10 protein-coding genes are annotated in these 11,880 nt (G+C 70.8%); 8 read left to right on the top strand and 2 right to left on the bottom strand.

The genetic code is table 11. From position 1 onward, the window contains the following. Positions 1-67: 67 nt before the first annotated feature. The 5 genes from ACFSKW_RS40530 (at position 68) to ACFSKW_RS40510 (ending at position 4,706) form a co-directional block, all read left to right on the top strand. Entirely contained in the window at positions 68-769 is a 702-nt protein-coding gene (locus ACFSKW_RS40530; RefSeq protein ID WP_379579256.1) for a YggS family pyridoxal phosphate-dependent enzyme, read from the top strand. A gap of 157 nt (positions 770-926) precedes the next feature. Next, positions 927-1,430 (top strand): cell division protein SepF, encoded by a 504-nt coding sequence (locus ACFSKW_RS40525; RefSeq protein WP_379579254.1) that lies wholly within the window; start codon positions 927-929, stop codon positions 1,428-1,430. A gap of 80 nt (positions 1,431-1,510) precedes the next feature. Next, entirely contained in the window at positions 1,511-1,795 is a 285-nt protein-coding gene (locus ACFSKW_RS40520; RefSeq protein ID WP_183659086.1) for a YggT family protein, read from the top strand. Positions 1,796-1,850: 55 nt separating this feature from the next. After that, entirely contained in the window at positions 1,851-2,723 is an 873-nt protein-coding gene (locus ACFSKW_RS40515; RefSeq protein ID WP_379579252.1) for a DivIVA domain-containing protein, read from the top strand. Positions 2,724-2,780: 57 nt separating this feature from the next. After that, positions 2,781-4,706 (top strand): hypothetical protein, encoded by a 1,926-nt coding sequence (locus ACFSKW_RS40510; RefSeq protein WP_379579250.1) that lies wholly within the window; start codon positions 2,781-2,783, stop codon positions 4,704-4,706. 254 nt (positions 4,707-4,960) lie between these two features. Here the strand turns inward: ACFSKW_RS40510 and ileS are convergent, their stop codons facing one another. Continuing rightward, positions 4,961-8,107 (bottom strand): isoleucine--tRNA ligase, encoded by a 3,147-nt coding sequence (ileS, locus tag ACFSKW_RS40505; RefSeq protein WP_379579248.1) that lies wholly within the window; start codon positions 8,105-8,107, stop codon positions 4,961-4,963. Positions 8,108-8,537: 430 nt separating this feature from the next. Here ileS and ACFSKW_RS40500 point away from each other — a divergent pair, with 430 nt between their 5' ends. From ACFSKW_RS40500 to ACFSKW_RS40490, 3 genes are all read left to right on the top strand, one after another. Next, the gene (locus ACFSKW_RS40500) at positions 8,538-8,927 is read left to right on the top strand and encodes a TraR/DksA family transcriptional regulator (protein WP_379579246.1); all 390 of its coding nucleotides are present in this window, start codon (positions 8,538-8,540) and stop codon (positions 8,925-8,927) included. Between the two features lie 71 nt (positions 8,928-8,998). Next, positions 8,999-9,487 (top strand): signal peptidase II, encoded by a 489-nt coding sequence (locus tag ACFSKW_RS40495; protein ID WP_379579244.1) that lies wholly within the window; start codon positions 8,999-9,001, stop codon positions 9,485-9,487. Further along, on the top strand, positions 9,480-10,409 hold the full coding sequence (locus ACFSKW_RS40490; RefSeq protein WP_379579242.1) for an RluA family pseudouridine synthase: 930 nt from the start codon (positions 9,480-9,482) through the stop codon (positions 10,407-10,409). Before ACFSKW_RS40495 ends, ACFSKW_RS40490 begins: the two co-directional genes overlap by 8 nt. On the opposite strand, the gene ACFSKW_RS40485 is transcribed toward ACFSKW_RS40490, so the two are convergent. Continuing rightward, on the bottom strand, positions 10,406-11,851 hold the full coding sequence (locus ACFSKW_RS40485; RefSeq protein ID WP_379579240.1) for a serine/threonine protein kinase: 1,446 nt from the start codon (positions 11,849-11,851) through the stop codon (positions 10,406-10,408). The genes ACFSKW_RS40490 and ACFSKW_RS40485 overlap by 4 nt on opposite strands. Positions 11,852-11,880 lie beyond the last annotated feature (29 nt).

Genomic DNA, 11,880 nt, shown 5'->3' with positions numbered 1-11,880 from the left:
GGTCACGGCCCGTCGCCCTTGACTCCGGTTCGCGGGAGCGGCGGGAACGGTGCACGATGGATGCCTTGTGGACGTAACACGCAAAACGCAGATAGCTGCCGGTCTGGCAGAGGTCGAGGCGCGCATCGCCGAGGCCTGCGCGGCCGCGGGCCGGGCCCGTGACGAGGTCACGCTCGTCGCGGTCACCAAGACCTACCCTGCCGAGGACGTCAGGATCCTGGCCGGGCTCGGCGTGCGGGAGATCGGCGAGAACCGCGACCAGGAGGCGTCCGTCAAGGCCCGCGAATGCGCGGACCTGCCGCTGACCTGGCACTTCGTCGGACAGCTGCAGACCAACAAGGTGCGCTCGGTCGCCGCGTACGCCGACGTCGTCCACTCCGTCGACCGGTCGAGGCTGGTCGCCGCGATCGGGCGCGAGGCCGTCAGGGCGGGCAGGCGGATCAGCTGCCTGGTGCAGGTCGCGCTGGACGACGATCCGGCAAGGGGCGGGGCCAGGGCGGCCGACGTTCCTGGACTGGCCGAGGAGATCGCCGCCACCGAGGGCGTGAGGCTCGGCGGCGTCATGGCCGTCGCCCCACTCGGTGAGGAACCGGGCAAGGCGTTCGCCAGGCTGCGGGATCTGGCGCTGGCCGTACAGGCCGGGCATCCTGGTGCGACCATAATCTCGGCGGGGATGAGCGGCGATCTGGCCCAAGCCATCGCGCACGGTGCGACACACGTGCGAGTCGGTACGGCGTTGCTCGGTCGTCGCAAGCTCTTCGTCAGGTAATGTCCCCTCCAGCGGACCTTGAGGTCCGCGAAAGAAGTAGAGGTCGATCAGCGGTGAGCTCCAAGGGGGTACGGCTACCGCCTCGGACCGGCCGCCGACGCGCAGCCAGGCGGAAGGCCCGAGCGAGTGCGACCATGAGCAGGAGGACGACGTAGCGATGGCCGGCGCGATGCGCAAGATGGCGGTCTACCTCGGTCTCGTGGAGGACGACCGCTACGAGAGGTACGAGGCCTACCCCGACGACGACTACGAGTACGAGGAGGAGTCGCGTCGGGCGGAGCAGGAGCGTCCCGCGGCGGCACACGACCGCGACGACGAAGGCGACGCCGGAGTGCCCGCGCCCAGACCGGCCACGACCATCGTGGAGCGCCGCACGACCGACCTGGCGCGCATCACGACGCTCCACCCTCGCACCTACAACGAGGCGCGCACGATAGGCGAGCACTTCCGCGACGGCACTCCTGTCATCATGAACCTGACAGAGATGGTTGACAGCGACGCCAAGCGGCTTGTCGATTTCGCGGCAGGTCTGGTCTTTGGCCTACACGGGAGCATCGAACGTGTTACCAACAAGGTGTTCCTGTTGTCCCCAGCCAATGTCGAGGTGACCGCCGAGGACAAGGCCCGAATCGCGGAACGCGGATTCTTCAACCAGAGTTAGAGTCTCTGTATGTCTATCGACCCGACCCAGGTCTCGCCGAGACCGGGAGGGGCACCTAGAAGTGGAGGCGCGGCCGGACCGTGGGGATCGTAGGCGAGATCTTGGTCGTTGTCCTGTCTCTGTATCTGGTGTTGCTCATCGGCAGAATGATCTTTGAGACGGTGCAGGCGTTCGCTCGGCAGTGGCGGCCTTCGGGATTCGTTCTCGTGCTCGCCGAAGCCACATACACCGCAACCGACCCACCTCTCAAGTTTCTCCGCCGTTTCATTCCTCCCCTCCGGTTGGGTACGGTGGCCTTTGACCTAAGCTTCACAGTGCTCTTCATTGTGGTCTTGGTCATGATCCAACTCGTGTCCGCGCTGTAGTGATCGGGTACCGTCCCTCCGGACAGACTCCAAGCGCGCCAAGGAGACCAAAAAGATGCCGCTGACGCCCGCTGATGTGCGGAACAAGCAATTCAGTACGACCCGGTTGCGACCGGGCTACGACGAGGAAGAGGTGGATGCCTTCCTCGACGAAGTCGAGGCTGAGCTTGACCGCCTGATCCAAGAGAACGAGGAGCTCCGCGCCAAGCTGGCCGAGTGCCTGCGTGGCAAGGTGCCGGGCGGCATGAGCATGCCGATGGCCTCCGCGCCTGTCCAGGAGCAGCCCAAGCCGGAGATGATGGCGCCCCCGCAGCCCGAGCCGATGCAGGCGCCCCCGCCCCCGCAGCCGGTCCCCGTTGCCATGAACATGCCTCCGGCCGAGGACAACATGGACACCGCGGCCCGCGTGCTCGCCCTGGCGCAGCAGACCGCCGACCAGGCGATCGCCGACGCCCGTCGCGAGGCCGACGAGACCGTCACCCGCGCCCGCCGCGAGGCCGACGACATCCTCACCAAGGCTCGCCGTCAGGCCGAGCAGGTCATCGGCGACGCGCGCGCCCGCGCCGAGACGCTGGAGCGCGACGCGCAGGAGCGTCACCGTCAGGCGATGGGCTCCCTCGTCCAGACCCGCGACGAGCTCGAGCGCAAGGTCGAGGAGCTGCGCAGCTTCGAGCGCGAGTACCGCAGCAGGCTCAAGCTCTACCTGGAGAACCAGCTCGCCGAGCTGAACGTCTCCGCGGAGGGCGGCAGCGGTGGCTTCCCCGTCATCCCCAGCGGTCCGATGGGTGGCGCCCCCGCCATGACCCACGCGGTTCCGCAGGCGGGACAGCAGCCCCTGCCCGGTCCCGCCAACCCGTTCGGTGGCGACCAGTCGCAGCACCAGGGCGCCTTCCAGGGTGCCGACGGCCCGCACAACGATCGCCGCTAACGCCGGTAAGGTAGCGGGTCAGGTTCGTTTCTGATCCGTCACTCGAAAGAGCCCCCTGTGATCCTCATCAGCGCCGGTCTGGTGCTCGCGGCGGTTGTGTTGCTGATCGCGGGCTTCGTCATGGCTGAACCGTTCTTGATCATGTGGTCGATCGTGGTCAGCGTGCTGTCCGCGCTCTTCCTCGTGATCGGGGCGTTCCTGCGGCGTCATGAGCTCTTCCCCGGCGGCGGTGGTGCCGGGGCGCAGGCTCCGCAGGCGAACGCTCCGACGGTCACCCCCACGGCGGTCACGCCCGCGGGGGCGGCCACGGGGCCGACGATGCCGCAGCAGCAGCCCAGACCTCTCGCCCCTGCCCAGCCGGTCCCCTCGGGGGGCAGGCCGCAGCAGGGGGTCGCCCACGGGGCGCCGCCTCGACCCGCGCCCGCCGTGGCGGGGGCGCCGAGGGGGATCTCCCCTGACGCGATCGTCCTGGTGATTCCGGGACGCAAGCGCTACCACGTGGCGGGTTGCCGCCAGCTCAGTGGGCGGGAGCACGAGGAGCTCACCTTCGAGGAGGCGCGCGAGGAGGGCTTCACGCCCTGCACCACGTGCCTGCCCGACGCCGCGCTCGGAGGGCGGCAGGTTCCTCCTGCCGCCGAGCCGCGGCAGGGCCAGCCCGCGGGCCGCGCTCCCTACGCGGCCACCCAGCCCCCCAGGGACACCGCCCCCACAGGGCGTCCCCCCGTCTCCGCCTCTCCCGCCCCGTCCGCCGGCCCGCAGGCCGCGCACGGCGCCGAGGCGGCGTCCCGCACCGACCCGCGCCCCCCAGCGGGCGTGCCGGGCAAGCCTCCTGTGTCCCGGCCCGATGAAGGCGTCAATCCCGGCGACGCCAAGACCGACGGCGTCAAGACCGACAGCGCGAAGACCGACGGCGCGAAGAACGACGGTGCGAAGACCGACGGCGTCAAGACCGACGGCGTCAAGACCGACGGCGTCAAGACCGACGGCGTCAAGACCGACGGTGCGAAGACCGACGGGGCCAAGACCACCGGACGACCCGAAGGCGCCACGACCGGTGAGCGGCCCGAGGGCGTCAAGAGCGGCGAAAGACCTCAAGGCGTCAGGACCGGTGGAAAGCCGGAGGACGCCACGACCGGCGCACGGCCGGCCCAGCCCGCCGGCAAGCCGGAGGCGAGCCCTGCTCCCAAACGGCCGGAATCCCCTCAGGTGGCCGAGCGCCCCGAGGCGAGCCCCGCCCCCAAGGCCGCTCCCGCCAAGGACGGCCCGCAGGCCAAGGACGAGCGCGCTGAGAGTGCCCTCGCCGGGGCTGAGGACGACGAGGGCGACACCGCGCCGGGGGGCCTGCCCCTGCCACCCAGCGCCCCCGGCAGGCTCGTGGCGGGCACTCCAGGCGGCTCGACCGTTCCCGACCTCGGCCGGCCTCCCTCTCCCACCGCCAAGGGCGACGACGCGCCGGCCGAGAAGCCGGCGAAGGGCGGCGCCGTACCCGACGAGGACACCGCCAGTGGGGAGACCCAGCGGCTGCGCCCGCCTGCGGGCGTGAGCCGCCCGTCCGAGGCCAAGGCCTCCACCCCTGGACGGGAGCCGGAGCCCGAGCGCCCCAGCGGCGGCGCCAGGCCCGCGGAATCCGGCCGAGGGTGGTTCGACCGCCCCGAGTCGCCGGCCAAGGAGCCGGTGGAGCCGGAGGCGACCGCACCCGGGCGCGCCGGGCCTCCGGTCGCCTCCGGTCCCACCCCGACCCCCGGCGGCACGGCGGGCGCGCCCCCGGCCAGGAAGGGCGAGAGCGCCAACGAGACCGTCAGGCTCGACCGTCCCGGCATCGTCAAGGTGATCGGCGGCACCAGGCGCTTCCACAACTCCTCCTGCCCGCTGGTGAGAGCGGCCGAGGCGAGCGGGGTGCTGTCCATGCCCCAGGCCGAGGCCGAGGCCAAGGGGCTGACGCCCTGCTCGGTGTGCATGCACGACCACCAGACCGTCGGCTGACGCGCACCTCACAACCGTCCGGCGCCGCCGCCCGTGGACTTCTCGCGGGCGGCGGCGTCTTTCTGTGACCGGCACGGGCCGTACCGCACGTGGCGATTCCTCCGGCGGGCGCGGGCCGTGCCCGGACACGACGCTTGCTCCGGCGAGCGCAGGCCGTTCCCGGACACGACGCTTGCTCCGGCGGGCGCGCGGGCCGTGCCCGGACATGACAAGAGCGCGGCCCCTCGCGGGAGGGGGCCGCGCTCCTTCGTTCGTCAGGCGCGCCGCAGCTGGAAGGTCAGCCCCAGGTCGGCGTCCGACAGGACGGGCAGGCCGTCCGCCTGACCCTCGGTGAGGCTCGCGGCCAGGACCTCATCGGCGACCAGCGAGCCGCCCGAACGCAGCGCCTCGGCCAGCTCGGGCGAGGCGGCAGACCACCACAGGTCGATCCTGTCGGTGATGGACAGCCCCGTGGACTTGCGGGCGTCCTGCACCAGGCGGATGACCTCGCGGATCAGTCCCGCCCTGCGCAGCTCGTCGGTGATGGCCAGGTCGAGCGCGACCGTCTCGCCGGTGCCGGTGTCGACGGCGCCGGTCTCCACCGCCCATCCCGACTTGGGCTGCTCGGTGACGATCACCTCGTCCGCCGTGAGCGAGACCGTGCCGAGCTCGCCCGCCTCGACCGAGACGGCGCCTGCCGCGCGCAGCGTCGCCGCCAGCGTCGCGGCGTCGGCGGCGGACACGGCCGCGGCGACCAGCTTGGTCTGCGAGCCGAACCGCTTGCCGAGCGACCTGAAGTTGGGCTTGACCGTGAAGGACACCAGGTCCGAGCTGAAGCCGGACATGTCCTCCAGCGCCTGCACGTTCAGCTCGTCGGCGATCAGGTCGCGCAGCTCCGAGGTGAGCCCCGCCCAGCCGGGCGCGCCCACGAGCGCCCTGCCGAGCGGCTGCCGTGTCTTGACGCCCGAGGCGGCGCGGGCCGAGCGGCCCAGCTCCACCAGCCGCCGCACCAGCGCCATCTGGGCCGACAGCTCGGGGTCGAGCAGCTCCTCCTTCACCTCGGGCCAGGCGGTCAGGTGGACCGACGACGGCGCGTCGACGCCGCGCAGCACGTCCCACAGGTAGTCGGTGACGAACGGCGTGATCGGCGCCATGAGCCTGGTGACGGTCTCCAGGCACTCGTACAGCGTCGCGAACGCCTCGGGCGAACCCTGCCAGAACCTGCGGCGCGAGCGCCTGACGTACCAGTTGGACAGGTCGTCGAGGAACTCGGCCAGCCTGCGTCCCGCCCGCACGGTGTCGAAGGCGTCGAGCGCGCTCGACACCTCGGCGACCGTCCTGTGCAGCTCGGCCAGTGCCCACCTGTCGATGAGCGGGCGCTCGGCGACGGGCGGCGCCTCGGCGGCCAGGGAGGGCGACCACGACTCGGCGTTGGCGTACAGGGTGAAGAAGGAGGTGGTGTTCCAGTAGGTCAGCAGGACCTTCCTGACGATCTCCTCCAGCGCGTTGTGGCCGACCCTGCGGGCCGCCCACGGCGAGCCCGAGGCCGCCATGAACCAGCGAAGGGCGTCGGCGCCGTGCTCGTCCATCAGCGAGATGGGCTCCAGCACGTTGCCCAGGTGCTTGCTCATCTTGCGGCCGTCCTCGGCCAGGATCAGGCCGAGGCAGAGCACGTTCTCGTAGGAGGACTGGTCGAAGACCAGCGTGCCGACCGCCATGAGGGAGTAGAACCAGCCGCGCGTCTGGTCGGTCGCCTCGCAGATGAACTGCGCCGGATAGACGCCCTCAGGCTTGCCCTTGGCGCCCCACTGGGCGAACGGCATCGAACCCGAGTCGTACCACGCGTCGATGACGTCGGGCACCCTGCGCGCCTCGGCGCCGCACGAGGGGCACGGGAAGGCGATGTCGTCCACGAAGGGGCGGTGCGGATCGAGCGCCGACAGCTCCTGGCCTGCGTAGGAGCCGAGCTCCTCGAGCGAGCCCACGCACGTGATGTGCGACTCGTCCTCCGAGCACACCCACAGGGGGAGCGGCGTGCCCCAGTACCGCGAGCGGGACAGCGACCAGTCGACGTTGTTGCGCAGCCACTCGCCGAAGCGGCCCCACTTGATGGTCTCGGGGTACCAGTTGGTCTTCTCGTTCTCCGCCAGCATGCGGTCCTTGACCGCGGTGGTGCGGATGTACCAGGCGGGGAGCGCGTAGTAGAGCAGCGGGGTGTGGCAGCGCCAGCAGTGCGGGTAGCTGTGCTCGAAGTGGCCGCCGCGGAACAGCAGGCCGCGGGCGCGCAGGTCGGCGGTGAGCTCCTCGTCGGCGTCCTTGAAGAACGTGCCGCCCACCATCGGGACGTCGGGCAGGAAGCGGCCGTCGGGGCCGATCGGGTTGACGATCGGCATGCCGTAGGTCTTGCAGACGGTCATGTCGTCGGCGCCGAAGGCGGGAGCCTGGTGGACCAGACCGGTGCCGTCCTCGACGGTGACGTAGTCGCCCAGGACCACGTAGTGCGCGCCGGGGATGTCGACCAGCTCGAACGGCCTGGAGTAGGAGGTGCGCTCCAGCTCGCGGCCGGTGAAGCGGGCGACCTCGGTGAAGCCCTCGCCGAGGACCTGCGCCAGCAGCGGCTCGGCGACGACCAGCACCTCGCCGTCCGCGGTGCGGGCGGCGACGTAGGTCACCTCGGGGTGGACGGCCACGGCCGTGTTGGACACCAGGGTCCACGGCGTGGTGGTCCAGATCAGCAGCGAGGCGTTCAGCTCGGCCAGCGGGCCCGAGGTGACGGGCATCCTGACGTAGACCGACGGCGAGGACACGGTCTCGTAGCCGCCGGGCTGGCCCAGCTCGTGGTCGGACAGCCCGGTGCCGCAGCGCGGGCAGTACGGCGTGATGCGGAAGTCGCGGAACAGCAGGCCCTTGTCGAAGATGACCTTGAGCGACCACCAGACGGACTCGACGTAGTCGGGGTCCATCGTCCGGTAGGCCGTGGACAGGTCGATCCAGTAGCCCATCCGCTCGGTCAGCTCTTCGAAGGCGTCGACGTGGCGCAGGACCGACTCGCGGCACTTGGCGTTGAACTCGGCGATGCCGTACGCCTCGATGTCCTTCTTGCCCGTGAGGCCGAGTTCCTTCTCGATGCCCACCTCGACAGGCAGGCCGTGGCAGTCCCATCCGGCCTTGCGCGGCACGCTGAAGCCGCGCATGGTCTTGTAACGGGGGAAGAGGTCCTTGAAGACCCGCGCCTCGACGTGGTGGACGCCCGGCAGGCCGTTGGCGGTGGGCGGGCCCTCGTAGAAGACCCAGGAGGGGGCGCCTTCGTTCTGCTCGATGGAGCGCTCGAAGATCTTCCCGTCCCGCCATCGGTCGAGCACCTCACGCTCGAGCGCGGGCAGGTCGACCTGCGCGGGTAGAGAGCGGAAATAGTGGGACATCTCGGGCGGGACCTCCACATGTCAGACTCGGTGTGACGGTGTGAAGGGACGAAGCCGCACGGCTCCGCGGTACCACCCCTCTTGACCCCCGGAGGGACCCACTTCATTTGGTCTGCGGCCGGGTCTAGTGAGCTCAGGCGAGCCGTTCTTCCGGCGGCTCGGGAGTGATCTCCCTGTGATGTCCGTCACAGGGCTCCGTCAACGCCTTGCAGGCTAAAACCATAACGCAGAGTGGAGGCTGCCTGCTTCCCGCTATCCATCGGAGCAAATGGCGACAAAGAACCGGGAATGGATGCTTATGGTGAGGAGTTGATTGGTCGAGGCGGGATAGTACGGGAGGGGTAATACGTACGGCGGGTCGTTTGCCGAGTCGTTATCCACGGCCTAAGCTGCCCGCACCGTTTGAGCCTTGATCAGCATGGAGGCAGCCATGGCGGCAGTCACGCAGACCACGACCCCTTCGATGTGGTCGGCAGAGGAGCTGGCCGAGGTGCGCGACGCGCTCGTACAGGAGATCGCCGAGCTGGAGGCGGACATCCTGCGGCACGAGTCCGAGATCGCGTCTGGAGATGTCACGCAGGGCGCCGGCGACGACCAGGCCGACGCAGGGGCCAAGACCTATGAGCGCGAACGCGAGATCGCCCTTACCCTGAACACACGCGACCTGGTCGCGCAGAACGAACGTGCGATCGCCAGGATCGACGCAGGGACCTATGGAGTGTGCGAATCGTGCCACAAGCCGATCGGCAAGGAGCGGCTGCAGGCGTTCCCGAGGGCGACGCTGTGCGTGACATGCAAGCAGCGGGAGGAGCGCCGCTGAGGGCTGGCGGCGAGGTAGGTGCGAGGCCGGTCGGGCGACGCCTGATCGGCCTTCTCGCGCTGATCGCGGTCGTGATCTACGGGCTCGATCTGCTCACCAAGACGCTGGTGCTGCGGACGTTGGAAGGCGAGCCGCCGCTGGTGGTGATCCCGGGCCTGCTGCAGTTCCGGGTCATCTTCAACTCGGGCGCCGCCTTCAGCATCGGCACGGGGATGACCTTCGTCTTCACCCTGGTGGCCACGGGCGTGGTGGTCGCGATCCTGCGCACGGCGCGCAAGCTGCGCAGCCTGCCCTGGGCGATCACGCTGGGCATGCTGCTCGGCGGCGCGCTCGGCAACCTCACCGACCGGCTGCTGCGCTATCCCGCCGGCTTCGGCCGTCCCGCCTCGGGTCAGCTGCAGGGTCACGTGGTCGACTTCATCGAGACCTTCCCCGGGCACTTCCCCGTGTGGAACGTCGCCGACTCGATGATCGTGTGCGGCGGCATCGTCGCGGTGTTCCTGGCCTGGCGCGGCTACCAGATCGACGGCACCAGGGAGGTGTCCGCCAAGAATGGCTGAACAGCGTAGTCTGCCCGTCCCCGACGGACTCGAGGGGGAGAGGCTCGACGCGGCCCTGTCGAGGCTGTTCGGCTTCTCCCGCACGCGCGCGGCCGAGCTGATCGGCTCGGGCGACGTCCTGGTCGACGGCTCCGAGGCCGCCAAGTCCGATCGGGTGCACGCCGGCGCGTGGCTCGACGTCACGCTTCCGCCGCCGCCCACCACGCCCATGCCCGTGGCCGAACCCGTCCCCGGCATGACGATCATCTACGAGGACGACGACATCGTCGTGGTCAACAAGCCGATCGGCGTCGCGGCCCACCCCACCGTGGGGTGGACGGGGCCGACGGTGATCGGGGGCCTGCTCGGCACCGGCCACACGGTGGCCACCAGCGGCGCGGCCGAACGGCAGGGCATCGTGCACCGCCTGGACGCCAACACCACGGGCGCGATGGTCGTGGCCAAGAGCGAGCACGCCTACTCAGTGCTGAAGCGCGCCTTCAAGGAGCGCACGGTCGACAAGCGCTACCACGCTCTGGTCCAGGGCCACCCCGACCCGTTCAGGGGCACGGTCGACGCGCCCATCGACCGGCACCCGTCGGGCGACGGCAGGTTCGCGGTGGTGGCGGGCGGCAAGCCCTCGGTGACCCACTACGACACCGTCGAGGCGTTCAGGGCGGCGTCGCTGCTCGACATCAAGCTGGAGACGGGCCGGACGCACCAGATCCGCGTCCACATGGCGGCCCTGCGCCACCCGTGCGTCGGCGACATGATGTACGGCGCCGACCCCACGCTGGCTGCCAGGCTCGGGATGACCAGGCAGTGGCTGCACGCGGTCGCGCTCGGCTTCGAGCACCCGTCGAGCGGCGACTGGATGTCCTTCAGCAGCGACTATCCCGACGACCTGCAGAAGGCGCTCGACACCGTGCGGGCGGAGTCCTAGGACCAGCCCTCGATCTCGGCCTCGCCCTGGGCCTCCTGGCCCGGGTCCTGCCGGCCAAGGTCCTGCTGATCCTGGTCCTCCCGGCCAAGGTCCTGCTGATCCTGGTCCTCCCGGGTCCGCCGCTGGCCCTGTCCCTGGCCGTCGTCCGGATCCACCTGTCCTGGCTCGTCGGACGGCTTCCCTGTGTCGGTGACCGGCGGTGACGTCTTCTCCTTCGGCTTGGTGGGAGAAGGGCTGTCGGGGGAGGGCCGCTGGGAGCGCTTCTCGTTCGGTGCCGAGTCGCTCGTGGCAGGGGAGCCATCCGGGCGCCCGTCGTAGGTGCCCGTGCTCCTGCCCTGCCCTGTGCCCTCGCGCGTCAGCTCGGGCGACGGCGGCGGCGCTGAGGTGGCCGACGGGGTGCTGACCACCAGGGGCACGGAGGCCGGCTGCCGGCTCTCGGGCCCAGGGTCGCGGCTCGACATCCAAGCCATCCCGCCGGTGACCAGCGCCACCGCGAGCGCCGCCACGGCGAGCGCGACCAGCCGGGCCCGCCGCTCCCGGCCGCCCGCGCGCCCCGCGGCCCGCCGTACGGCAGGCAGGGGCGGAGCGCCGCCGATCGGGACCGGCGCGGTCGACTCGGGCGCGATGCCCAGCACGATCATGCGCATCCGCCGCTCGGCCTCGTCCAGGCTCATGCGCCGTCCCGGGTCTTTGCGCAGCAGCCCGCAGATGACGGGCGCCAGCGGCCCGGCCGCCGACATCGGCAGCGGTTCCTCGTGCATGACCGCCGCCATGGTGGCCAGCGGATGACCGCGCTGGAAGGGCGAGTGCCCCTCCACGGCCGTGTAGAGCGTGACCCCGAGCGACCACAGGTCGGAGGCGGGCTCGGCGACGCCTCCCGCGGCTCGCTCGGGCGCGATGTAGGCGGGGGTGCCGAGGAGGACGCCGGTCCTGGTCACGGGGGCGTCGCCGTCCGTGGTGGCGATGCCGAAGTCCGTCAGCACGGCCCTGCCGTCCTCGGCCAGCAGCACGTTGTCCGGCTTGACGTCACGGTGCAGCACGCCCGCGGCGTGCGCGGCCCGCAGCGCGGCCAGGAGCTCCAGCCCGATGGCGGCCGCCCTGGCGGGTTCGAGCGGCCCGACCTCGCGCACCATGGCGCCCAGCGTCCTGGAACGGACCAGCTCCATCACGATCCACGGATGGCCCGACTCCTCGACCACGTCATAGACGGTCGCCACGCCCGGGTGGGCGACCCTGCCGGCGGCCCTGGCCTCCCGCAGGGTGCGCACGGTGAAGACCTCGCGCTCGGGCCCCGTCAGGTCGGGAGGCGGCACCACCTCCTTGATGGCGACGTCCCGGCCGAGCACCTCGTCATGGGCGTGCCACACCGTGCCCATCCCACCGCGCCCGATGGTCTTGATAAGCCGGTAGCGCCCGCCGATGATCGCCGAAGATTCGGACATGAAGGACGGACTACCCCGGAATCGCCGGA

It is taken from the genome of Nonomuraea mangrovi, assembly GCF_042681425.1.
Taxonomy (GTDB): domain Bacteria; phylum Actinomycetota; class Actinomycetes; order Streptosporangiales; family Streptosporangiaceae; genus Nonomuraea; species Nonomuraea mangrovi.
The sequence above is the reverse complement of the archived record's forward strand: the minus strand, read 5'-3'. Positions and strand labels throughout refer to the sequence as shown.